The organism is Massilia sp. UMI-21, from assembly GCA_015277795.1.
In the GTDB taxonomy this organism is placed as follows: domain Bacteria; phylum Pseudomonadota; class Gammaproteobacteria; order Burkholderiales; family Burkholderiaceae_D; genus Telluria.
Genome location: CP063848.1, coordinates 3,643,635 through 3,666,193, shown reverse-complemented (window position 1 = coordinate 3,666,193; position 22,559 = coordinate 3,643,635). Strand labels below are relative to the sequence as shown.

Annotated in this window: 21 protein-coding genes; 18 read left to right on the top strand and 3 right to left on the bottom strand. The window is 65.7% G+C overall.

Going from position 1 to position 22,559, the window contains the following annotated elements; genetic code table 11:
• Positions 1-177 precede the first annotated feature (177 nt).
• The 5 genes from IM543_16060 (at position 178) to clpB (ending at position 7,219) form a co-directional block, all read left to right on the top strand.
• Entirely contained in the window at positions 178-792 is a 615-nt protein-coding gene (locus tag IM543_16060) for a hypothetical protein (GenBank protein ID QOY93082.1), read from the top strand.
• Between the two features lie 65 nt (positions 793-857).
• Positions 858-3,596 carry a DUF349 domain-containing protein gene (locus tag IM543_16055; GenBank protein ID QOY93081.1) on the top strand — a complete coding sequence of 913 codons (2,739 nt, stop codon included), beginning with the start codon at positions 858-860 and terminating at the stop codon, positions 3,594-3,596.
• 29 nt (positions 3,597-3,625) lie between these two features.
• Positions 3,626-4,075, top strand: coding sequence for a molybdopterin synthase catalytic subunit MoaE (gene moaE, locus IM543_16050; GenBank protein ID QOY96720.1), 450 nt, complete (start codon positions 3,626-3,628; stop codon positions 4,073-4,075).
• Positions 4,072-4,446, top strand: coding sequence for a fluoride efflux transporter CrcB (crcB, locus tag IM543_16045; protein ID QOY93080.1), 375 nt, complete (start codon positions 4,072-4,074; stop codon positions 4,444-4,446). The genes moaE and crcB overlap by 4 nt, the downstream gene beginning before the upstream one ends.
• 163 nt (positions 4,447-4,609) lie before the next feature.
• The gene (gene clpB, locus IM543_16040; GenBank protein ID QOY93079.1) at positions 4,610-7,219 is read left to right on the top strand and encodes an ATP-dependent chaperone ClpB; all 2,610 of its coding nucleotides are present in this window, start codon (positions 4,610-4,612) and stop codon (positions 7,217-7,219) included.
• Between the two features lie 72 nt (positions 7,220-7,291).
• On the opposite strand, the gene IM543_16035 is transcribed toward clpB, so the two are convergent.
• Positions 7,292-8,113 carry a PEP-CTERM sorting domain-containing protein gene (locus tag IM543_16035; GenBank protein ID QOY93078.1) on the bottom strand — a complete coding sequence of 274 codons (822 nt, stop codon included), beginning with the start codon at positions 8,111-8,113 and terminating at the stop codon, positions 7,292-7,294.
• A gap of 404 nt (positions 8,114-8,517) precedes the next feature.
• Here IM543_16035 and aceA point away from each other — a divergent pair, with 404 nt between their 5' ends.
• From aceA to IM543_16020, 3 genes are all read left to right on the top strand, one after another.
• On the top strand, positions 8,518-9,816 hold the full coding sequence (gene aceA, locus IM543_16030) for an isocitrate lyase (protein ID QOY93077.1): 1,299 nt from the start codon (positions 8,518-8,520) through the stop codon (positions 9,814-9,816).
• Positions 9,817-10,063: 247 nt separating this feature from the next.
• Positions 10,064-11,350, top strand: a complete 1,287-nt coding sequence (locus tag IM543_16025) for a 23S rRNA (adenine(2030)-N(6))-methyltransferase RlmJ (protein QOY93076.1) — start codon at positions 10,064-10,066, stop codon at positions 11,348-11,350.
• A 122-nt stretch (positions 11,351-11,472) separates the two neighbouring features.
• A complete protein-coding gene (locus IM543_16020; GenBank protein ID QOY93075.1) occupies positions 11,473-12,738 on the top strand; it encodes an EAL domain-containing protein in 1,266 nt (421 codons plus the stop codon).
• A 23-nt stretch (positions 12,739-12,761) separates the two neighbouring features.
• On the opposite strand, the gene IM543_16015 is transcribed toward IM543_16020, so the two are convergent.
• On the bottom strand, positions 12,762-13,511 hold the full coding sequence (locus tag IM543_16015; protein QOY93074.1) for an SAM-dependent methyltransferase: 750 nt from the start codon (positions 13,509-13,511) through the stop codon (positions 12,762-12,764).
• 24 nt (positions 13,512-13,535) lie between these two features.
• Positions 13,536-14,150, bottom strand: a complete 615-nt coding sequence (maf, locus tag IM543_16010) for a septum formation protein Maf (protein QOY93073.1) — start codon at positions 14,148-14,150, stop codon at positions 13,536-13,538.
• Between the two features lie 240 nt (positions 14,151-14,390).
• On the opposite strand from maf, the gene IM543_16005 reads away from it, so the two are divergent.
• The 10 genes from IM543_16005 to rpoE all read left to right on the top strand — a co-directional run bounded on the left by IM543_16005 (position 14,391) and on the right by rpoE (position 22,524).
• Positions 14,391-14,888, top strand: a complete 498-nt coding sequence (locus IM543_16005; GenBank protein QOY93072.1) for a DUF177 domain-containing protein — start codon at positions 14,391-14,393, stop codon at positions 14,886-14,888.
• Between the two features lie 218 nt (positions 14,889-15,106).
• Entirely contained in the window at positions 15,107-15,289 is a 183-nt protein-coding gene (gene rpmF / locus IM543_16000; GenBank protein ID QOY93071.1) for a 50S ribosomal protein L32, read from the top strand.
• A 230-nt stretch (positions 15,290-15,519) separates the two neighbouring features.
• The gene (plsX, locus tag IM543_15995) at positions 15,520-16,545 is read left to right on the top strand and encodes a phosphate acyltransferase PlsX (GenBank protein ID QOY93070.1); all 1,026 of its coding nucleotides are present in this window, start codon (positions 15,520-15,522) and stop codon (positions 16,543-16,545) included.
• A gap of 25 nt (positions 16,546-16,570) precedes the next feature.
• Positions 16,571-17,557, top strand: a complete 987-nt coding sequence (locus IM543_15990; GenBank protein QOY93069.1) for a ketoacyl-ACP synthase III — start codon at positions 16,571-16,573, stop codon at positions 17,555-17,557.
• Positions 17,558-17,703: 146 nt separating this feature from the next.
• Complete coding sequence (fabD, locus tag IM543_15985) at positions 17,704-18,642, top strand: ACP S-malonyltransferase (GenBank protein ID QOY93068.1); 939 nt, start codon at positions 17,704-17,706, stop codon at positions 18,640-18,642.
• Between the two features lie 26 nt (positions 18,643-18,668).
• The gene (gene fabG, locus IM543_15980) at positions 18,669-19,406 is read left to right on the top strand and encodes a 3-oxoacyl-ACP reductase FabG (protein QOY93067.1); all 738 of its coding nucleotides are present in this window, start codon (positions 18,669-18,671) and stop codon (positions 19,404-19,406) included.
• Positions 19,407-19,599: 193 nt separating this feature from the next.
• Positions 19,600-19,839 carry an acyl carrier protein gene (gene acpP, locus IM543_15975; GenBank protein ID QOY93066.1) on the top strand — a complete coding sequence of 80 codons (240 nt, stop codon included), beginning with the start codon at positions 19,600-19,602 and terminating at the stop codon, positions 19,837-19,839.
• A 39-nt stretch (positions 19,840-19,878) separates the two neighbouring features.
• On the top strand, positions 19,879-21,126 hold the full coding sequence (gene fabF, locus IM543_15970; protein QOY93065.1) for a beta-ketoacyl-ACP synthase II: 1,248 nt from the start codon (positions 19,879-19,881) through the stop codon (positions 21,124-21,126).
• A 165-nt stretch (positions 21,127-21,291) separates the two neighbouring features.
• Positions 21,292-21,861 carry a hypothetical protein gene (locus tag IM543_15965; protein ID QOY93064.1) on the top strand — a complete coding sequence of 190 codons (570 nt, stop codon included), beginning with the start codon at positions 21,292-21,294 and terminating at the stop codon, positions 21,859-21,861.
• Positions 21,862-21,885: 24 nt separating this feature from the next.
• On the top strand, positions 21,886-22,524 hold the full coding sequence (rpoE, locus tag IM543_15960; protein ID QOY93063.1) for an RNA polymerase sigma factor RpoE: 639 nt from the start codon (positions 21,886-21,888) through the stop codon (positions 22,522-22,524).
• Positions 22,525-22,559 lie beyond the last annotated feature (35 nt).

Sequence of the window (22,559 nt, the reverse complement as noted above, 5' to 3'; positions counted from 1 at the left end):
GGCGGGTTTGCGCCAGCTCAAACCCCGGCGGGGGCATCTCTCTACACTACGAGTTCCCGCGGCTGGCCACAATAACAAAACCTGCCAGCCTGACCCCGACAAAAAAGCTTCCCCAGCCAACGCTTCGCGGCCCCCCGCCAGGCCCGCGCTGGCGAAGCCATCCTGAGAGGAGACACGATGCTGACGTCAACCTATACGCTGGTCGCCTTGTCCATCGAACAGGCCAGCGCACGAATCGGCCTGCAATCCCTGCTGGAGCGCTGGCAGCCGGGTGTCCGGCGCCAGGCCGCGCCCACGCCGCGCGACCTGCAACTGGCCTGCGATGCCCTGCGCGTGGCCTTCGACAACTGCTATTGGCGCAAGCTCGACAAGTTCGTGGTGCCGGCCCTGCGCCGCGCCGGTGCGGGCGCCGCCTTGCTGGCGGAACTCGACGCCCTGACCCTGGCGGCGATCGAGGCGCGCGCCGATGCCCATGCCGCCGCCGCGGTGCAGGATCCGGGCTTCGGCGCCGCCATCGAGCGCTGCTGCAACCTGCTGCTCGAACGGCTGGAGCGCGAGGAGCGCGAGCTGTTTCCGCTGGCGCGCACCCATGTGCCGAGCGAAGTCTGGTTCGCGATCGCCAACCAGATGCTGGCCCGCGACGCCTGGCAGAACGAGAACCGCGCTTACCTGTCCGGGGCGTCCGGGCCGGTACAGCTGGACAGCGCGGCCAGCAATTCCCTCCGGCAAAGTACGGCTGCCGCCGCGTCGCATTGCACCATACATCACGCCACCCATTACGTCACCCACTGAGCGCGACGGGCGAGCGCCACCATGGTTCTTTGCTATGATGGGGGTTTTGGAAGTGCGATTTCATCATGTTCGAATTCCTTTTCAAGCGGCAGGGTGGCGACAAGCCGGCCGGCGCTTCCGGTGAGCAAGCGCAAGCTCGTCCATCCGGCGGGCAGGGGGCAGGCGCGCGCGATGCCGGGCCGGCCCAGTCCGCACCGGGGGCGCGCGCATCGGGTGCTTCCGCAAGCTCGCCGAGCCCGCGCGAGCAACAGGCTGAACAGCTCAAGGGATTGAACGGCGACGAAGACGCCGCAGTCGCCTTCATCCTCGCTTCCGAATTCTCCGAACTGCGCCTGGCGGCGGCCGAGCTGGTCCACAGCCGCCCGCAGCTCGAGCGCGTGCATGCCGCGATGCGCAACACCGATCGCCGCGTCGCCAAGCTGATGCACTCGCGCCTGGAGGCGATCCGCCATCACGAGGCCGAGTTGCGCCGCGGCCAGGAAGCGCTGGCGCAGGCCAGGGCCCTGCTCGACGACGCGTTATTGACCCCGAACCATGTTGCCGAGCTCGATCGCACATGGGCGGTCATTACCGCGCCCGCGCTGGCGACCGAATTCGATGCCGTCCGTGCCGAGCTGGGCAAGCGCCTGGAAGACCAGGTGCGGCTGCAGCGCGCCATGATCGACCGGCTGGCGGCCCTGCGCCGGCTCGACGCCGCCGGCCTCGATGCCGCCGCCTTCGCCGAACGCCTCGAGAGTCTCGCGCGCGAGCAGGCCGCCGCCCTGGCGGCGCCGGGCCACGTCGCGCTGCCGCGCGCCCTGGTGGCGGAGTTCGCCGCCGAGCAGGGGCGCCTGCAGGCCAGCCTGGCCACGATCGAACAGGACCGGGCAGCCCTCGGCGCGCGCGAAGCGGCGCTGGCGCAATGGGAGGCCCAGCCTGCCACCGAACTGAAGGCCGAGCTGCTGCGCAAGGAATGGCAGCGCCTGCCCGCCATGCCTGCCAACGGCGCCGGCGCGCAGCTGCAGGGCCGCTTCGACGCCTTGCTGGCAAGCCTGCCGCAGCCGGCGGGCAGCACGTTGCGCAAGCCGAAGCCGGCGCCGGATGCGCGGCGCCCGGCCGCCGCAGCCGCCGATGGCGCGGCTTCGACGTCGGCACCGAAAACGCACAAGCCGCAGAACAAGGGCGCCGACCAGCACTTCCTCGAGCGCCTCGATGCGATGGAAGCGGCCCTGCAACAGGGCTCGCTTGGCACCGCCGCCGAACTCGACAAGTCGCTGAAAGACAGCAAGGACAAGGGCATGCGCCTGAGCCCGGCCCAGCTCGAGCACCTGAATCACGTTCGTGCCGAGTTCAAGCGCCTGTCCGACTGGGCCCGCTGGGGCGGCAATGTCTCGCGTGAAGAACTCATCAAGTCGGTGGACGCGCTGCCGAGCCAGAACCTGGCGATGGGCGAGCTGGCCAAGAAGGTGGGCAGCATGCGCGAGCGCTGGAAGGCGCTCGACAGCCTGTCCGGCGCCGCCCCGCGCTCGCTGTGGGAGCGCTTCGACGCCGCCTGCACCGCCGCCTATGCGCCGGCCGCCGCCCACTTCCGCCAGCTGGCCGATGAACGCCACGCCAATGCCGCGCGCGGCCAGGCCCTGGTCGACGAAGCCCGGGCCGAGATCGCGCGCCTGGAATCGGGCGAGGCCGACTGGAAGCACGTGTCCGGCACCGTGCAGCGCCTGCGCACCGCCTGGAGCCACCTGGGCCCGATCGACCGCAAGGACAAGAAGCGCCTCGACGGGCTGTTCAGCGATGCGCTCAATACCCTGCAGCGTCCGCTGGAAGAGCAGCGCAAGGGCGAGATATGCGTGCGCGAGCAATTGATCGAAGAAGCGCAGGGGCTCGATCCGCACGACCGGTACGCAGTCGACGCGCTGCGCGGACTGCAGGCGCGCTGGCAGGAGCATGCGCGCGCGCTGCCGCTCGAGCGCAAGGCCGAGCAGGCGTTGTGGCAGCGCTTCCGCGCCGCCTGCGACGCGCTGTTTGCCCAGCGCAAGGAGCACGCCCATGCGGCCGACGTCGAGCGCCGCGCGCACGAGGCGGCCAAGGAAGCCATCTCGACGCGCCTGGAAGCGGCGGCGCCTGACGCGACGCCGGCCAACGCCGGCAAGCTGCTGCGCGAGGCGGCCGCCGAGTGGGCGGCGATCGGGCCGGTGCCGCGCGCCCACGAGGCGCGGGTCGAGAAGCGCTACCACGCAGCGCTGGCGGCGGTGCAGCACCATGCCGAGCTGGCGCGCCGCGCCGCCGGGCTGGCGCTGGCCGGCGCCGTACGCGACAAGCTGCGCCTGATCCAGGCGCTGGAGGCGGCCCTCGTCAATCCCGACGCCCACACCAACCCGGCCGACTGGCGCGGGCGCTGGGATGCGCTGCTGCCGCTCGAGGGTGGCTACGAGCCGGTACTGCATGCCCGCTTCGAGGCCGCCCTCGGCGCGCTCGAGGGCGAGCATGCGGACAGTCGTGCCGACTACGCGCGCCGGCTCGAGGCAAATCGGGAACGCCTGCTGCACGATCTGCTGCGGCTCGAGATCACGGCCGGTATCGACAGCGGCGCCGAGTTCGCGCGCGAGCGCCTCAAGCTGCAGGTCGAGGTGCTGCAAAGCTCGCTCAAGTCCGGACACAGGCCGGGACAGAAAGCGGGGCAGAAGGCAGGACAAAAGCCCGGGCACGCGGGCGGCGGCGCCGACGACCTGCGCAGCTTGCTGGCGCTGCCGGCGTTGGCGGACGCGCGCACCGAAACCCGCATCGAGCAGCTTCTCACGCGCTATGCGAAGGATGGCCGGTGAGCGCGCCTGCGGGGGACGGGCGCACCGACATCCGCGTGCAGGCCGCGGACTTCGACTTGTCGCGCGAGCTGGCCGCCCTGCGCGACGGCGACGGCCGGGTCGGCGCCGTGGTCAGCTTTGTCGGAACGGTACGCGAGCTGAACGACGGAGCGGCGGTGTCCGAAATGGAGCTGGAGCACTATCCCGGCATGACGGAAAAGGCCCTGGAAGACATCGTGGCCCAGGCCCGGGCGCGCTGGCCGCTGTTCGGCGTGCTGCTCATCCACCGCGTCGGCCCGCTGGCGCCGCTCGACCAGATCGTGCTGGTGGCCTGCGGCGCGGCCCATCGCGGCGAGGCCTTCGCGGCCTGCGAGTTCATCATGGACTACCTCAAGACCGACGCCCCATTCTGGAAAAAGGAACAGACGCCGGAGGGCGCGCGCTGGGTCGACGCGCGCGCCAGCGACGATTCCGCCAAGCGCAAGTGGGCTGAGCGTTGAGCTGGCTGGCGGTCGGTACCGGTGCCGCGGTCGGCGCCTGGCTGCGCTGGGCCCTGGGGCTCTGGCTGGGCAGCCTGCACGCCTACGTGCAGTTCGGCACGCTCGCGGCCAACCTGCTGGGCGGCTACCTGATCGGAATGGCACTGGGCTTCTTCACGGCGCATCCCGCGCTGTCGCCCGAATGGCGCCTGTTCGCCGTCACGGGTTTTCTTGGCGGCCTGACCACGTTCTCCAGTTTTTCCGGCGAGTCGGTGCTGCTGCTCCAGCGCGGCGAATATGGCTGGGCGCTGCTCCACACCCTGCTGCACCTGCTGGGTTCGATCCTGTTCTGCGTGGCCGGCTTCGCCACATGGCGCGCCTTGCGTGGCTAGCGGTAGCGCCTGCGGGGACCTCCGCTTGGGTCAGTGACGTGACGCAGTCCGGCATGGAGCGAATCCGGCTGCCGCAGGACAGGAAGCGCATTGCACATCTTGAAAAGCGAACAGTGGCCCCTATCTTGCTTCTCAGTTAAGCACACTACTAGGGAGCACTACCATGCGGCAAGACAAACTCACGACCAAGCTCCAGGAAGCGCTGGCGGATGCCCAGAGCCTGGCGGTCGGCAACGATAACCAATACATCGATCCGGTCCACCTGCTGGTCGCCCTGCTGAACCAGGACGACGGCGGCTCCCGGTCCCTCCTGCAGCGCGCCGGCGTCAATGTCGGCGGTCTGGCCAATGCGCTGAAGTCCTCGCTCGAGCGCCTGCCCAAGGTGACGGGTACCGGCGGCGACGTGCAGGTGGGGCGCGAGCTGGTGTCCCTGTTGAACCTGGCCGACCGCGAGTCGCAGAAGCGCGGCGACCAGTTCCTGTCCTCCGAGATGGTCCTGCTGGCGCTGACCGAAGACAAGTCGGACGCCGGCCGCCTGGCGCGCGAGCATGGACTGGCGCGCAAGGCCCTCGAATCGGCCATCTCTGCCGTGCGCGGCGGCGAGTCGGTGAATTCGCAGGATGCCGAAGGCCAGCGTGAAGCCCTGAAAAAATACACCCTCGACCTGACCGAGCGCGCGCGCCAGGGCAAGCTCGACCCGGTGATCGGCCGCGACGACGAGATCCGCCGCGCGATCCAGGTGCTGCAGCGCCGTTCCAAGAACAACCCGGTCCTGATCGGCGAGCCGGGCGTGGGCAAGACCGCCATCGTCGAAGGCCTGGCGCAGCGCATCGTCAACGGCGAGGTGCCCGATTCGCTCAAGGGCAAGCGCGTGCTCTCGCTCGACATGGCGGCGCTGCTGGCCGGCGCCAAGTACCGTGGCGAGTTCGAGGAGCGCCTCAAGACCGTGCTGAAGGAACTGGCCCAGGACGAGGGCCAGACCATCGTCTTCATCGACGAGATCCACACCATGGTGGGCGCCGGCAAGGCCGAAGGCGCGATGGACGCCGGCAACATGCTCAAGCCCGCGCTGGCGCGCGGCGAACTGCACTGCGTCGGCGCCACCACCCTGGACGAGTACCGCAAGTACGTCGAGAAGGACGCCGCGCTGGAGCGCCGCTTCCAGAAGATCATGGTCGACGAACCGAGCGTGGAGGCGACCATCGCCATCCTGCGCGGCCTGCAGGAAAAATATGAGCTGCACCACAAGGTCGAGATCACCGACCCGGCCATCATCGCCGCGGCCGAGCTGTCGCACCGCTACATCAGCGACCGTTTCCTGCCGGACAAGGCGATCGACCTGATCGACGAAGCGGCCTCGAAGATCAAGATCGAGATCGACTCCAAGCCGGAAGTGATGGACAAGCTCGAGCGCCGCCTGATCCAGCTCAAAATCGAACGCGAAGCCGTGCGCAAGGAAACCGACGAAGGCTCGCTGCGCCGCCTGGAGCTGCTCGGCGAGGAGATCGCGCGCCTGGAACGCGAGTACAACGACTACGAGGAGATCCTCAAGGCCGAGAAGGCCGCCGTGCAGGGCACCGCGCACATCAAGGAAGAGATCGAGCGGGTGCGCCACCAGATCGAGGAAGCCAAGCGCCAGAGCGACTACAGCCGCATGTCCGAGCTGTCGTATGGCCGCCTGCCGGAGCTCGAAGCCCACCTGAAGACGGCCGAGGAAGCCGCCGCCGGCGCCGATGGCGACGCCGCCAAACCCAAGCTGCTGCGCACCCAGGTCGGGGCCGAGGAGATCGCCGAGGTGGTGGCGCGCGCCACCGGCATTCCAGTCTCGCGCATGATGCAGGGCGAGCGCGAGAAGCTGCTGCATATCGAGGAAAAACTGCACGAGCGGGTGGTGGGCCAGGACGAAGCCATCGAAGCGGTGTCGGACGCGATCCGCCGCTCGCGCGCCGGCCTGTCCGACCCGAACCGGCCGTACGGCTCGTTCATGTTCCTGGGCCCGACCGGGGTCGGCAAGACCGAGCTGTGCAAGGCATTGGCGAACTTCCTGTTCGACACCGAGGACGCCCTGGTCCGCATCGACATGAGCGAGTTCATGGAGAAGCACTCGGTCGCCAGGCTGATCGGCGCGCCACCGGGCTACGTGGGCTACGAGGAGGGCGGCTACCTGACCGAAGCGGTGCGCCGCAAACCCTACAGCGTGATCCTGCTCGATGAGATCGAGAAGGCGCACCCGGACGTGTTCAACGTCTTGCTGCAGGCGCTGGACGACGGCCGCATGACCGACGGCCAGGGCCGCACCGTGGACTTCAAGAACACCGTGATCGTGATGACCTCGAACCTGGGCTCGCACAAGATCCAGTCGATGGACACCGACGAGCCGGGCGTGGTGAAGCTGGCCGTGATGGCCGAGGTGCGCGGGCATTTCCGCCCCGAGTTCATCAACCGCATCGACGAGATCGTGGTGTTCCATGCGCTCGACGAGAAGAACATCGGCGCGATCGCGAAGATCCAGCTGCACAACCTGGAGCAGCGCCTGGCCAAGATGGACATGACGCTCGACATCGACGAGGAAGCCCTGCAGAAGATCGCGGAAGCGGGCTACGACCCGGTGTATGGCGCGCGCCCGCTCAAGCGCGCGATCCAGCAGCAGATCGAGAATCCGCTGTCGAAGGACATCCTGGCCGGCCGCTTCGGGCCGAAGGACACCATCCCGGTGCGGGTGCGCGGGGGCAACCTGGTGTTCGGCGAGCCGCAGGTGGCGCTGGCCAAGTAAGGCAGGCCCCACCGGCAAGCAACACGGCGCGTTCCCGCAAGGGCACGCGCCGTTTTTCCATCCGGCCGGAGTCTATGCCTGCTTGTGCTTGTGCTTGCGCTTGCGGCGCGACAGGCCCATCACGGCCAGGCCGGCGCCGACGATGGCCAGCGATTGCGGCTCGGGGATGTCCGCGGGTCCACCGCCGGCGGCAGGCGGCGGAATCGCCTCGTCCTGGGCCGGGGCGTCGACCGGTTCGGTCAGGACGGGCGCGGGAATCAGCACCGGGTCGGACACCGGTTCAGACACCGGTTCGGTGGCGCCGCCAGGCGTGCCGGTATCGGCGCCTTCATCCGATCCGGACGCGCCTGCGCCACCTTGCTGGCCGCCGCTGGCCGGCGGGGTCGGCACGGTCTCGGCCTGCCATGGGAAATCCATCGACAGCAGGCTGCCCACCTTGCTGCCGGCGGCATTCACGAAATGCACCTTCAGGTGCGGCGCGCTCAGCGTCGGCGTGCCGTCGAAGGTGAACGTGAACACCATGTTGTCGGCCAGCTCGATGGCGCTGCCGGTATAGCACAGGCGGCCGCCGCCGGCGGTCTTGGCCTTGCCGCCGGAGGACCGGCCACAGCCCGCTGCATTCAGTTCGGTGCTGGCGTTGGTCCACGCCGCGCCGCCTGGGCTGGCCATTGTGACATTGTCGAAATTGCCGATGGTCTTGATGCCCAGCGCATCGATCGCCGTCGCACCGGCCCAGCCGCCGGTACGGCCGGCGGCATCGATCTCCAGCGTCAGGACCTTCCCGGTGTAAGTCGTGGTGAAGACCACGCCGTCCTGGGTAATCACCCCGGCCGATGCGCTGCCGGCGGTGGCGGCGAAGAGAAGGAAGAGGGCACTGCGAAGCTGGCGGTTCATGGGGAAGCTTTCGGGATCTATTCGACGAAATTAACGATATGACTAGATTGACATTGGCCATGCCTCTAGTCAATACAAATTGCTTTTTCTAAGCATATTTCTCTTAATAACAGCGATAGAGGGAAACAATTACAACAACGGGGAGGGCCTTCCGCCGTGCGATTTCACAATATGAGAGGTGGAGCGCGCATTGCGAAACTCACGCCGGCTTCCCATCCGCGTGCAGTCTCATTGTCAGAAATTTCATGCCACATCATGAAATGTTGGATGCAAGTCCATGAATACACGGCATAAAAAAATCTTTTCATGTCTTATATAAGAGTGGTTGTGCTCTGCACAAACTGTTTTATGATTAAGCCATCGGATTCGTTTTCGCACATCGTTTTTCATTCAGGAGAAGCAGCATGGCAACCCGTGAACAACAGATCAGTGAACTCCAACAAGACTGGGACACCAACCCGCGCTGGCAGGGTGTGACGCGCAGCTATACGGCGGCCGACGTGGTGCGCCTGCGCGGTTCGGTCCGGATCGAACATACGCTCGCCAGGCGCGGCGCCGAAAAGCTGTGGGACTTGCTCAACAACGAGCCCTACGTCAATGCCCTGGGCGCCCTGACCGGCAACCAGGCCATGCAGCAGGTGAAGGCCGGGCTGAAGGCCATCTACCTGTCGGGCTGGCAGGTGGCGGGCGACGCCAACGTGGCCGGCGAGATGTATCCGGACCAGTCGTTGTACCCGGCCAATTCGGTGCCGCAGGTAGTGCGCCGCATTAACAATACCTTCCAGCGCGCGGACCAGATCCAGTGGTCCGAAAGCAAGGGCGACATCGATTACTTCGCCCCGATCGTGGCCGATGCCGAAGCCGGCTTCGGCGGCGTGCTCAATGCCTTCGAACTGATGAAGGCGATGATCGACGCGGGCGCCGCCGGCGTCCATTTCGAAGACCAGCTTGCTTCCGTGAAGAAGTGCGGCCACATGGGCGGCAAGGTGCTGGTGCCCACCCGCGAAGCCGTCGAGAAGCTGGGCGCCGCGCGCCTGGCCGCCGACGTGATGGGCACCCCGACCCTGGTCATCGCCCGTACCGATGCCGAGGCGGCCGACCTCCTGACCTCGGACGTCGATCCCAACGACGGGGCTTTCTGCACCGGCGAGCGCACGGTGGAGGGTTTCTTCCGCGTCAGGCCGGGCGTCGAGCAGGCCATTTCGCGCGGCCTGGCCTATGCCCCGTTCGCCGACCTCGTGTGGTGCGAGACCGGCAAGCCGGACCTGAACTTCGCCAAGCAGTTCGCCGAAGCGATCCATGCGAAATTCCCGGGCAAGATGCTGGCCTATAACTGCTCGCCCTCGTTCAACTGGAAGAAGAACCTGGACGATGCCACCATCGCCAAGTTCCAGAAGGAACTGGGCGCCATGGGCTACAAGTTCCAGTTCATCACCCTGGCCGGCTTCCACGCACTCAACTACAGCATGTTCAACCTCGCCCACGGCTACGCGCGGCGCGGCATGTCGGCCTTCGTGGAGATGCAGGAAGCCGAATTCGCCGCCGCCGACAGGGGCTTCACCGCGGTGAAGCACCAGCGCGAAGTCGGCACCGGCTACTTCGACGCCGTGACCCAGGCCATCCAGCAGAACCAGAGCTCGACCACCGCGCTGCACGGCTCGACCGAGGACGAGCAGTTCTTCGACGAGCAGAAGGTCGCCTGAGCGTCTGGTCGCGGTATCCGCAAGGGCCTGCGGCCATTGTTGCAGGGTGGGCGGGTCTTCCTGCCCACGCGGTGATCGCTTGCAGCGCGATCATCCGGTACGAACACGAAGCTGGAAACAACCACCGCGTGGGCAAGGAACCTGCCCACCCTACGAATGTCCCGGGAAGTCGTGTTGTAGTGGATAATGGCGCCCATTGCGCCGTTGTCAAACTCGGCACCCACTTTCTTCTCAGGAATTCCAGCTTATGTTGAGCTACCGCCACGCCTTCCACGCGGGTAACCACGCCGATGTCCTCAAACATTTTGTACAGGTGCAGTTGCATTCGTACATGAACCAGAAGGATGTTGCCTACACCTATATCGATACCCACTCCGGCGCCGGCGTGTATGCGCTCGACAGTTTCCAGGCGACCAAGACCGGCGAGTACGATACCGGTATCGGCCCGCTGTGGAACGCAGTGAACGTCCCGGCGCCGCTGCAGCCCTACCTGGACCTCGTCAAGGGAATGAATCCGAGCGGCAAGATGCGCTACTACCCGGGCTCGCCCTACGTGGCCGACCAGATGGCGCGCGCCGACGACCGCCTGCGCCTGTTCGAACTGCATCCGGCCGACGTCAAGATCCTGCACGAGAACGTCCGCAAGGCCGAGGCGCACAAGGCCGAGCAGGGCGAACGCACCCGCGGCAAGCGCGTCATCATCGAGCATGGCGACGGCTTCCAGAGCCTCAAGAAGCTGCTGCCGCCGCCGTCGCGCCGCGCGCTGGTGCTGGTCGATCCGCCCTACGAGGTGAAGGACGACTACAAGAAGGTGCGCGATGCCCTGGAAGAAGCCCTGGGCCGCTTCCCGAGCGGCATGTACGCGGTCTGGTACCCGGTGCTGCAGCGCATGGAGTCGCGCCAGTTCCCCGACAAGCTCAAGCGCCTCCCGGCCAAGGAATGGCTCAACGTCACCCTGACCGTCTCGACCCCGGGGCCGGACGGCCTCGGCCTGCACAGCAGCGGCATGTTCATCCTGAACCCGCCGTACACGCTCGAGGCGATGCTGCGCGAGACCATGCCCTACCTGGTGCAGGTGCTGGGCAAGGATGCCGGCGCCCGCTTCACCATCGAGACCGGTACCCAGGTCACCGGCGCCGTCTCGGCGCGCCTGGCCGGTGAGGGGCCACGCACGCCGGTCGGGAATGCCCGCCGCGCCAGTCCGCTGTCCGGAAAGGGCAGCCTGCGCCTGCCGGGCCAGAGCATGGTGCGCGAAGGCGAAGAGGAGGCGCGCGGCGCCAAGCCGGGCGCGGCCGCCCCGGCCCCGGCCCCGACCAAGACCGGCGCGCGCCGGGTGTGGCGTCCCGATGGGAATGCTCCGGGCAAGCCCCAGGCGGCGGCAGGCGGCGACGGACGCGGCGCGGGCAAGCGGCCGGTCGCTGCAGGCGGAACGGGCGGCGGCAGGACGGTCGCGCCACGTCAGGCCGGGCCGCGTCAGGCCGGACCGCGCCAGGGCGGGCCGCGCTCCGGCGGCAAGGGCGGCGGCAATCGCTGAGCGGCAGATTCGATATAAAAATGCTAATAATGTCGGATTTGTAGTATAGTCTTCGAGGCAGGCGTTCGCGCGCCCGCCCGGCAGGCTTATCCGCGCCGTAACAGTTTCCAGGAGCTTTCCAGATGCATGCCGAAGCAACGGCAGCGGCATCCGTGCCGTCCAACGATTTTTTCCTCGCGCGCCAGCCCATCCTTGGCCGCGACCAGCATCTCGTCGCATTCGAGCTGCTGTTCCGGGCCGCCGGAGAAGACGACGATGCCAAGTTGACCGATAACGCGGCGGCGACGGCGGCCGTGATTTCGCACGCCTCGCAGCTCGGCATGGAGCAGGTGGTCGGCGAGCAACTCGCCTTCGTGAATGTCGATGAAGTCGTGCTGATGAGCGACTTCGTGCGTTTCCTGCCTCCGCATAAGGTTATCCTCGAAATCCTGGAAACCGTCAAGCCGACCCGGCAGCTACTGGCGCGTGTCGCCGAGCTGAAGGAGCTCGGGTTCAAGTTCGCGGTCGACGACGTGATCGAGCATTCGCCCGAGCTCGACCGCCTGATCGGGCTGGTCGATGTGATCAAGGTCGACGTCAAGCTGGTTCCGCGCGTCGAGCTGGAGCGCCTGGTGAAGTCACTCAAGGCCACCGGCAAGAAACTGCTGGCCGAAAAGGTCGAGACGCTCGACGAATTCAGGCTGTGCATGGACCTCGGCTTCGAATATTTCCAGGGTTATTATTTTGCTCGCCCGGTCATCTTGTCGGGCAAGAAGATCACGCCGTCCGAGATGGCGATCCTGCGCCTGCTGGAACTGGTGAGCTCGGACGCCGACACCCAGCTGATCGAGACGGCGGTCAAGCGCGATGCGCTGATCAGCCTGAACCTGCTACGCCTGGTCAACAGCCGCGCGGTGCCGGGCCCGCAGATCGAGTCGCTGTCGCAGGCGCTGAGCCAGCTGGGGCGGCGCCAGCTGCAGCGCTGGCTGCAGATCCTGCTGTACACCACCGCCGGCGGCGTGGAGCTGGCATCGCCGCTGCTGCAACTGGCCACCACGCGCGGCAAGCTGCTCGAGCTAATGACCCTGGCCTGCCGGCCGCACGATCCGGCCAAGGCCGACCGCGCGTTCACGGTGGGCATCATGTCGCTGGCCGATGCGCTGTTCTCGATCCCGATGCAAGAGATCCTCGACCACGTCGAAGTGGCGGACGACGTCCGCGCCGCCTTGCTGGGGCGGGAAGGGGAGTTCGGGACGATGCTGCGGGTCGCCGAGTTGCTCGAAGCGGCCGAAGGCGGCTGCATGCTGTACAACGCGCTGCGCAAGCTGGGGCTGAGCGTGGCCCAGATCCGCGAGATCGAATTGCAGGCCTTCGACTGGGTGCGCGAGCTGACCCACGAGGTCCATTGAATCCGTTCGGCCCGGGCCGCGGTTTATTGCGCCAGGAACAGGAAGACGGTCGGCTTCTTGTGGAAATCCGGCGCCTTCCCCGCGGCCAGGGCCGCCTTCCATTTCGCCGCACTCAGGGTCTTGACCGACTCGCTGGCCAGCGATAGATCGGTCGCCACGCAGATCAGGGTGCCCGGCTGGCAGGCGCCGGCCAGCGCTTCCAGCATCTGTCCGTTGCGATAGGGCGTTTCGATCAGCAACTGGGTCTGCTTCTCGCTGCGCGAACGCCCCTCCAGCTGCTGGATGCGCTTGCCGCGTTGCGCCGCATCGGTCGGCAGGTAGCCGTTGAATGCGAAACTCTGGCCGTTCAGCCCGCTCGCCATCACCGCCAGCAGCAGCGAGGACGGCCCGACCAGGGGACGCACCGCGATGCCGTGCTGGTGGGCCAGGCGCACCAGGTCGGCGCCCGGATCGGCCACCGCCGGCACCCCGGCTTCCGAGACCAGGCCCGCGTCGCGTCCCGCCAGCAGCGGCGCCAGCAGTTGTGCGAGCGCGGCCGCTGGGGTGTTCACGTTCAGCTCGGCGATCTCGATTTCCTGCAGGGGTTTGGCCAGCGGATGATCGATTGCAATCAATTTCAGGAAGGCGCGCGCGGTCTTGGCGTTCTCGGCGACAAAGTAGTCGAGCTTCGCGGTCAGCGCCTGCACCTGGGTCGGCAGCAGGGCGGACAGGGCGCCGGAGGTGGCCTCGACAGGGCCAAGGGTATTCGGAATCAGGTAAAGGGTGCCAGGCATCGTTGAATGGGGGATAAAAGGGTGTCAGGCGCCGAAGAACGGGACGCCGGCGCGGCGCAGCATGCCGGTCAGGGCAATCAGGGGCAGGCCGGTGAGGGCGGTCGGGTCGCTCGACTCGATGCGCTCGAGCAGGGCAATGCCCAGGCCCTCGTTCTTGGCGCTGCCGGCGCAATCGTAGGGCTGCTCGATGCGCAGGTAGGCGTCCAGTTCGGCATCCGGCAGCATGCGGAAATCGACGAACACTTGCACATTCTCGACCTGGACAGCCCGGGACGGGTCGGCCGCGCGGCTGTCCCACAGGCACAGCGCGGTATGGAACACGACCCGGCGCCCGCGCATCAACTGCAGTTGCTCGAGCGCCCGCGCGTGCGAGCCAGGCTTGCCGATCTGCATGCCGTCGAGCGTTGCCACCTGGTCCGAGCCGATCACCAGCGCCCCGGGGAAGCGCCCCGCGACAGCGCCCGCCTTGTGGCGCGCCAGGCGCAGGGCGGTGTCCTGCGGCGCTTCGCCCGGCAGCGGGCTTTCGTCGATGTCGGGTGCGACCGTCTCGAAGGGCAGGTGCAGGCGCGCCAGCAACTCGCGGCGGTAGGCGGAACTGGAGGCGAGGATCAGGCGCGAAGGCGCGGAACTTGGTATCATTGCGGTCTGGCGAGTAGTGGCGAGTAGTGGCAAGTAGTGGCAAGTAATGGCGAATCAGTGAGGCAGTCAGCAAAGCGATGATCAGCAAAGCTGATAGATACGGCTCCCTGGCAAGCAAATCTCATAAATGCCACGCATTGCCTGTCGCTTGCAACGCGCCCCGGTCAAAATCGGCGTAAGTCTTTGACTCTGCGGAGAGAAGCCTGTTATTATCGCAGGTTTTCCGGGGAAGTTTTCCAAATGAGCGCTTTTGTCATCGACGCCTTCGAGTTTTGCCGGAATGGCGGACACCGCGACGGCGTGACGCCAGTTGCCGAGATGACCCGCCTGGCGGCCGATTGCGCGGATAAATCCGGCGAAATCCGCTGGTCGATCGACGGTGGCCTGACCAAGCAGGGCTACCCATCGATGACCCTGGCGGTTGCCGGTCCCGTGAAGCTGGTCTGCCAGCGCTGCCTGACGGCAATGGAATACGACATCGATTCGTCCACCATGCTGGTGCTCGGCAAGGACGACGAAGATGCCGACGGGATCGAGGAAGTCCTCGACGATGAAAGCATCGACGTGATCGTCGGCAGCCGCGAGTGCGATATCCGCCAGTTGCTGGAAGACGAAGCCCTGCTGGCCCTGCCGCAGGCACCGAAACATGCGGTATGTCCGGACACCAAGCTCCTGGACACCCTGAAGACCGAAAAGGTCTCGCCGTTCGCGGCACTGAAAAACCTCAAGTCAGAATAAAGCTTTACAGAATTTAGTAGTACCGCAGTAGCTGCAGTACGGCTGGAAGAACGTGTCAAACGCGTGCAGTAGTCGAGTATGGCAGTAGCAGTTGATGTAGGCAGCGTTAAAACATGTCGGCAATGGATGAATAAGAAATTGCCGCTGGGATACTCGATCTGCAAGTATTTGCAAGTCGAATGTGTTAGAATTTTAGAACTTATGTATTAGGAGTCATCATGGCAGTTCAGCAGAATAAGAAGTCCCCGTCGAAGCGCGGCATGCACCGTTCGCACGATTTCCTGACCGCACCGAACCTGGCAGTCGAGCCGACCACCGGCGAAACCCACCTGCGTCACCACATCAGCCCGAACGGTTTCTACCGTGGTCGCAAAGTCCTGAAGACCAAGAACGACGAGTAATCGACGTCTTGTCCTTTAGTACCATGAAAGCGGTGCAACGTATGTTTTCTGCGTGGCGCCGCTTTTTCTTTCGCCGCTTTTTCCATGGCGTATCCGTTCGCATTCCCGTTTTCATCGGCTGCAACAAGCTTGCACTCCGTCATTTTGAATTGCGCGGACAAAGGTTGGTCACGAGCCATACCCGATCCCATCTTGCCGCCCGCGCCGCGTGAGCCGGCATCCCCCGACAAATGACAATCACAATTTCTATTGACTGCATGGGCGGCGACCACGGCCCCTCAGTTACCATTCCGGCAGCCATTTCGTTTCTAAAAAAACAAGCTGACGTCCATCTTGTCCTGGTGGGTCCCGACGACGTCGTGCGCGCCGAGCTGAAAAAGCAGCGCGCCGAGGCGCATCCCCGCATCACGCTCAAGCACGCCACCGAGGTCGTGACCATGGACGACCCGATCGAGATCGCCTTGCGCAAGAAGAAGGATTCGTCGATGCGCGTCACGGTCGAGCTGGTCAAGGACGGCAGCGCCAACGCCAGCGTCTCGGCCGGCAATACCGGCGCCCTGATGGCCATCTCGCGCTACGTGCTCAAGACCATGGCCGGCGTCGACCGTCCGGCGATCTGCTCGATCATGCCGAACCAGAAGGGCGGGCCGACCTACATGCTCGACCTGGGCGCGAATGTCGACTGCGAGCCGCATCACCTGCACCAGTTCGCCATCATGGGCTCGGTGCTGTGTTCGGCGATGGAGCACATCCCGCGCCCGACCATCGGCCTGCTGAATGTCGGCACCGAGGACATCAAGGGCAACGACGTGGTCAAGGCCACCGGCATCCTGCTCAAGGCCGACCACGAGCGCGGCAAACTGAATTTTTACGGCAACGTCGAAGGCAATGACATCTTCAAGGGCACGGTGGACGTGGTCGTGTGCGACGGCTTCGTCGGCAACGTCACGCTCAAGGCCGTCGAAGGCCTGTCGCGCTTCGTCAAATCGGTGTTCACGGAGAATATTTTCTCGATGGCGGGCGCCTTGCTGGCGCGTAAATCGCTGAAGAAGCTGAACCCGGAACGCTACAACGGCGCCAGCCTGCTCGGCCTGAAAGGCCTGGTCTTCAAGAGCCACGGCAGCGCCAATGCCTTCGCGTTCGAATGGGCCATCAAGCGCGCCTACGACGCGGCCAAATACGATGTGCAAGAGCAGCTGTCGGCCCTGATCGCCGAACTGATGCCGCCCCCGCCCGACGCCCAGCGCCAGGCTTGACCAGAACCAGCAGGATGGTGGAGAGATGACTGTTTACAGCAAGATCACCGGAACCGGCAGCTACCTGCCGGCCAAGCGTGTCACCAACGACGAGCTCGCGGCCCAGCTGGCGGGGCAGGGTGTCGAGACTTCCGACGAATGGATCGTGAGCCGCAGCGGCATCCAGAGCCGCCACTATGCGGCGGCCGACGAAAACGCATCCGACCTGGCCGTCAACGCGGCGCGCAAGGCCCTGGAAGCGGCCGGCTGCCAGCCGGCCGACATTGAACTGGTGATCGTCGCCAGCTCCACGCCGGACTTCCACGGCAGCTTCCCGAGCACCGCCTGCATCGTCCAGCAGAAGCTCGGCATGGGCAACCACAGCGCCGCCTTCGACGTGCAAGCCGTGTGCAGCGGCTTCGTGTACGCGGTCTCGACCGCCGACGCCTTCATTCGTGCCGGCGTGTACAAGCGGGTGCTGGTGATCGGCGCCGAAGTGTTCTCGCGCATCCTCGATTTCACCGACCGTACCACCTGCGTGCTGTTCGGCGACGGCGCCGGCGCGGTGGTGCTGGAAGCCTCGGACGCGCCCGGCATCCTGGCGACCAAGCTGCACGCCGACGGCAGCCATGCCGACATCCTGTCGATCCCGGGCAACCTGGCCGGCGGCGCCGTGGCCGGCAGCGGCTTCCTGTACATGGACGGCCCGGCGGTGTTCAAGCTGGCCGTCACCGTGCTGGAAGAAGTCGCCAAGGAAGCGCTCGCGCACGCGCAGATGCAGGCGTCCGACATCGACTGGCTGATTCCGCACCAGGCCAACCTGCGCATCATGAAGGGCACCGCCAAGAAGCTCGACTTGCCGCTGGAAAAGATGGTCATCACCGTCGACCAGCACGGCAACACCTCGGCCGCCTCGATCCCGCTGGCCCTCGATTGCGCGGTGCGTGACGGCCGCATCAAGCCGGGCCACAACGTGCTGATGGAAGGCGTCGGCGGCGGCTTTACCTGGGGCGCGGTGCTCGCCCGCATGTAATTTGTAGGGTGGGCGGGTCTCCCGCCCGCGCGTCCAACTCCCGGACGCGCTGTCGCAACGCATATTCCGGTTGAACGCGTGGGCAAGAAACTTGCCCACCTTACGGAAAGCGTTCAACCACATATTCGAACAGAGAGAACAAGAACATGAGCAAATTCGCATTCCTGTTTACGGGCCAGGGCGCCCAGGCCGTCGGCATGCTGAACGGCTTCGCCGGCAACCCGGTCGTCGAACAGACCGTGCTTGAAGCGTCGGACGCCCTCGGCTTCGACATCGGCAAGCTGATCGCCGAAGGTCCGAAGGAAGACCTCGACCTCACCACCAACACCCAGCCGGTCATGCTGACCGCCGCGGTCGCCGTGTACCGCGCCTGGATCGCGGCCGGCGGCCCGGTGCCGAGCATGGTGGCCGGCCACAGCCTGGGCGAATACTCGGCCCTGGTCGCCGCGGGCGTCATCCAGTTCAGGGACGCGGTGCCGCTGGTGCGCTTCCGCGCCCAGGCGATGCAGGAAGCGGTGCCGGTCGGGCAGGGCGGCATGGCCGTCGTGCTGGGCCTGCAGGCCGACGAGGTGCGCGCAGTCTGCGCCGAAGCAGCCCAGGGTGACATTGTCGAAGCCGTCAACTTCAACGAGCCGACCCAGATCGTCATCGCCGGCCACGCCGCCGCCATCGACCGCGCCTGCGAGATCGCCAAGGCCAGGGGCGCCAAGCGCGCCATGAAGCTGTCGGTGTCGGCGCCGTTCCACTCGTCGCTGCTCACGCCCGCCTCGAGCCGCCTGCGCGACTACATGGAAAACATTGCTTTCTCGGCGCCGCGGATCGACTTGATCAACAACGTGGACGTCGCTATCCTGCACGATCCGGCTGCCATCAAGGACGCCCTGGTGCGCCAGGCCGCCGGCCCGGTGCGCTGGGTCGAGACCATGCAGAAGATGGCCGCGGGCGGCATCACCCAGGTGATCGAGTGCGCGCCGAGCAAGACCCTGATCGGCATGGCCAAGCGCATCGATCCGGTCCTGGCCGGCGAAGCCCTGGTCGACCAGGCTGCGCTGGAGCGCGTGCTGGCCTCGGTCCAGCCGGCCTGAAATACATTGAGAAGAAAAGGAATAGCATGAATCTGGAGAACCAAGTCGCGCTCGTTACCGGCGCGTCGCGCGGTATCGGCAAGGCCATCGCGCTGGAACTGGCGCGCCAGGGCGCGAAAGTGGTCGGCACCGCCACCAGCGCGGCCGGCGCGGAGGCGATCGGCGCCTACCTGGCTGAATTCGGCGGCAAGGGCGTCGTCCTGAACGTGACCGATGCGGCCAACTGCGCCGCCGTGGTCGACGACGTGCAGAAAAGCTTCGGCAGCCTGTCGATCCTGGTCAACAATGCCGGCATCACCCAGGACAACCTGGCCATGCGCATGAAGGACGAGGAGTGGGACAGCGTCATCGCGACCAACCTGAGCGCCGTCGGCCGCCTGTCGCGCCTGGTACTGCGCGGCATGATGAAGGCCAAGCACGGCCGCATCATCAACATCACCTCGGTGGTGGGCGCCTCGGGCAACCCGGGCCAGATGAACTACGCCGCCGCCAAGGCCGGCGTGGCCGGCATGACCCGCGCACTGGCGCGCGAGATCGGCAGCCGCAACATCACCGTCAACTGCGTGGCGCCGGGCTTCATCGACACCGACATGACCAAGGCGCTGGGCGACGAGCAACACGCCGCGCTGCTGGGCCAGATCCCGCTGGGCCGCCTCGGCCAGCCGGAAGACATCGCCCACGCCGTGGCCTTCCTGGCCGGCCCGACCGCCGCCTACGTCACGGGCACCGAACTGCACGTGAACGGCGGCATGTACATGAATTGATGGCGAAAAACAGCGCCGGATGAGATCGAAACGCGGCGGGCTTCCACCCGCGCGAAACAAAATCCGGCGCAATCGCCTCTGTTAGCAGTAATTTCGGTGGAAATAGCCGTAATCGCCGAAAGTAGTTTTTCAACGCGCAAACCTGATAAAATGCGCGCACTTTCCGCAACACATACCTTAATGGAGCCATAACATGTCGGATATCGAACAACGCGTTAAAAAAATCGTCGCTGAGCAACTGGGTGTTGCAGAAGCAGACATCAAAATCGAATCCTCGTTCGTTGACGACCTCGGCGCCGACTCGCTGGACACCGTGGAACTGGTGATGGCACTGGAAGACGAGTTCGAAATGGAAATCCCTGACGAGCAGGCTGAGAAGATCACCACCGTCAAGCAAGCCATTGACTACGCCACCGCGCACGTCAAGGCCTAAGTAGTAGCTGGCGCTTTAAAAAGTTTCTGGGAGAATCGCTTGAGCCGTTCACGCAACCGCCGTGTCGTCGTTACCGGCCTGGGCTGCATTTCACCAATCGGCAACACCATTGCCGAGGCGTGGGACGCGGCGCTGGCCGGTAAGTCGGGCATTGCCAACATTACCAAGTTCGACGCCACGCCGTTCACGACACATTTCGCCGGTGAAGTGAAGAACTTCAAGGTGGAAGACTACCTGCCGGGCAAGGAAGGCCGTAACATGGATAGCTTTATCCATTACGGCATGGCCGCCGGCATCCAGGCCCTGCAGGACTCGGGCCTGGTCGTGACCGAAGAAAACGCGGACCGCATCGGTGTGACCATCGGTTCGGGCATCGGCGGCCTGCCGATGATCGAAGCCACCAAGGAAGAGTACATGAATCGCGGCCCGCGCCGCATTTCGCCCTTCTTCGTGCCGGCATCGATCATCAACATGATCTCGGGCGATCTCTCGATCAAATTCGGCCTGCGCGGCCCGAACCTGGCGATCGTCACCGCCTGCACCACCGGCCTGCACTGCATCGGCGCCGCCGCGCGCCTGATCGAGTACGGCGATGCCGACGTGATGATCGCCGGCGGCGCGGAAGCGACCATCTCGCCGCTGGGCCTGGGCGGCTTCGCCTCGGCCCGCGCGCTGTCGACCCGCAACGACGATCCGGCCACCGCCTCGCGTCCGTGGGACAAGGACCGCGACGGCTTCGTGCTGGGCGAGGGCGCCGGCGTGATGGTGCTCGAAGAGTACGAACACGCGGTCAAGCGCGGCGCCAGGATCTACGCCGAGGTCATCGGTTTCGGCATGAGCGCGGACGCCAACCACATCACCTCGCCGGTCGAGGATGGCAGTGGCGCGGCGCGCTGCATGGTCGCGGCCCTGCACAACGCCGGCGTGAACCCCGGCGAAGTCCACTACGTCAACGCACACGGCACCTCGACGCCGCTGGGCGACGTGGCGGAAGTGCGCGGCATCAAGCGCGTCTTCGGCGACCATGCGAAGAACATCGTCGTGAACTCGACCAAGTCGATGACCGGCCACCTGCTGGGTGGCGCGGGCGGCCTGGAGTCGGTGTTCACCGTGCTGGCGATCCACAACCAGGTGTCGCCGCCGACGATCAATCTCTTCAATCCGGATCCGGAATGCGACCTGGACTTCTGCGCCAACACGGCGCGCGACATGAAGATCGATGTCGCGGTCAAGAACTCGTTCGGCTTCGGCGGTACCAACGGTACCCTGGTGTTCGCAAAAGTCTAGGTTTTCAGACCCGCGGACTGAACCAGACCACACCCATTCCGGTCTAACCGGAATGGGCGCCTGACAGGCCGACGTCGTTCGGTCCTGCACATCAAGTTTTCTACCCCCGTATCTCCTTCCGTATGGCTCCCGCCTGCGGGCGCCCCTTCTTTCCCTATCCACACGATGTCGATCGCGATGACCGTCGTCATTGCGCCGTCGCGCCGCCTGCGCTGTCTGCTCGCCGGCTTCGGCGCGTCCCTGCTTGCGGCCGCATGTGCCGCAGGCCTGCCCGCGTGCGCCGGCGTATCGCGCTACGGCGGCTTCGCTGCCGCACCGCTTGTGGCGGCCGCGCTGCTGTTGGCCGGGCTATGCGTGCTGCATGCCGCGCTGGGTCCTGCAATGGTGCATCGCATTGATATTTCTGGAGTCGGCCGGCTACGCCTGACGGTACAACAGGGGGTGCGGACGGACGCATGCGAAGCCTTCCCGGCGCGGCTTTTACCGGGATCGACGCTGTGGCCGTGGCTGATGCTGTTGCGCCTGGAGACGGCGCCCGGCCCGGCGCCGGACGGTCCCTGCGGCTGGTTTCGCGGGTGCATGCCGGCCCGCCGCAAGCTTGTCTGCCGCAATGTCGTCATCCTGCCCGACAGCGTGCCGCCGGCCGCCATGCGCGCCCTGGCGGTAGCGCTCGGCGGGGCCGGCGGAGCAGGCGGAACAAGCGGCGCGACGTCGACGACGCACAAAATACTTTGAACTTATTGCAGCGGGCCAACTCTTATGCAGGAGGGCCGTTGCAGCGATGGGGCATGGTCCGTGACGACAGAACGCGAGGGAGATCAGCTGTTGGTGGAGCGCGTCCAGGCCGGCGACCGGGGGGCGTTCGACCTGCTCGTGGCCAAATACCAGCGCCGCCTGATGCGCCTGGTGTCGCGTCTCGTGCACGATCCGGCGGAAGCCGAAGACGTGGTGCAAGAGACCTTCATCAAGGCCTTTCGCGCCCTGCGTCACTTCCGCGGCGATTCGGCCTTCTACACCTGGCTGTATCGCATCGGCATCAACACGGCCAAGAATTTTTTGGTGACTCAGGGCCGCCGCGCGCCGACCTCGACCGAGGCCGATGCCGAGCGGGCAGAGGGATTCGACGACGCAGACAGCTTGCGCGACATAAACACACCGGAATCGGTGCTGGCGAGCAAGCAGATTGCCCACACGGTCAATGCGGCGATGGAAGCGCTGCCGGTGGAATTGCGAACGGCAATTGTCCTGCGAGAAATAGAGGGATTGAGCTACGAAGAAATTTCCGAGGTGATGGCGTGTCCGATAGGAACCGTACGCAGCCGGATTTTCCGCGCACGCGAAGTCATTGCTGAGAAATTGCGCCCTTTGCTCGATTTCCCGGTTGACAAACGTCGGTAGGTGGCAGGATCGTACATAGGCGAGACAAATTGAAC

Coding starts and splice junctions, on each gene's coding strand:
- IM543_16060 (QOY93082.1), top strand. CDS start 178: ATGCTGACGTCAACCTATACGCTGGTCGCCTTGTCCATCGAACAGGCC.
- IM543_16055 (QOY93081.1), top strand. CDS start 858: ATGTTCGAATTCCTTTTCAAGCGGCAGGGTGGCGACAAGCCGGCCGGC.
- clpB (QOY93079.1), top strand. CDS start 4,610: ATGCGGCAAGACAAACTCACGACCAAGCTCCAGGAAGCGCTGGCGGAT.
- IM543_16035 (QOY93078.1), bottom strand. CDS start 8,113: ATGAACCGCCAGCTTCGCAGTGCCCTCTTCCTTCTCTTCGCCGCCACC.
- aceA (QOY93077.1), top strand. CDS start 8,518: ATGGCAACCCGTGAACAACAGATCAGTGAACTCCAACAAGACTGGGAC.
- IM543_16025 (QOY93076.1), top strand. CDS start 10,064: ATGTTGAGCTACCGCCACGCCTTCCACGCGGGTAACCACGCCGATGTC.
- IM543_16020 (QOY93075.1), top strand. CDS start 11,473: ATGCATGCCGAAGCAACGGCAGCGGCATCCGTGCCGTCCAACGATTTT.
- IM543_16015 (QOY93074.1), bottom strand. CDS start 13,511: ATGCCTGGCACCCTTTACCTGATTCCGAATACCCTTGGCCCTGTCGAG.
- maf (QOY93073.1), bottom strand. CDS start 14,150: ATGATACCAAGTTCCGCGCCTTCGCGCCTGATCCTCGCCTCCAGTTCC.
- IM543_16005 (QOY93072.1), top strand. CDS start 14,391: ATGAGCGCTTTTGTCATCGACGCCTTCGAGTTTTGCCGGAATGGCGGA.
- rpmF (QOY93071.1), top strand. CDS start 15,107: ATGGCAGTTCAGCAGAATAAGAAGTCCCCGTCGAAGCGCGGCATGCAC.
- plsX (QOY93070.1), top strand. CDS start 15,520: ATGACAATCACAATTTCTATTGACTGCATGGGCGGCGACCACGGCCCC.
- IM543_15990 (QOY93069.1), top strand. CDS start 16,571: ATGACTGTTTACAGCAAGATCACCGGAACCGGCAGCTACCTGCCGGCC.
- fabD (QOY93068.1), top strand. CDS start 17,704: ATGAGCAAATTCGCATTCCTGTTTACGGGCCAGGGCGCCCAGGCCGTC.
- fabG (QOY93067.1), top strand. CDS start 18,669: ATGAATCTGGAGAACCAAGTCGCGCTCGTTACCGGCGCGTCGCGCGGT.
- acpP (QOY93066.1), top strand. CDS start 19,600: ATGTCGGATATCGAACAACGCGTTAAAAAAATCGTCGCTGAGCAACTG.
- IM543_15965 (QOY93064.1), top strand. CDS start 21,292: ATGTCGATCGCGATGACCGTCGTCATTGCGCCGTCGCGCCGCCTGCGC.
- rpoE (QOY93063.1), top strand. CDS start 21,886: ATGCAGGAGGGCCGTTGCAGCGATGGGGCATGGTCCGTGACGACAGAA.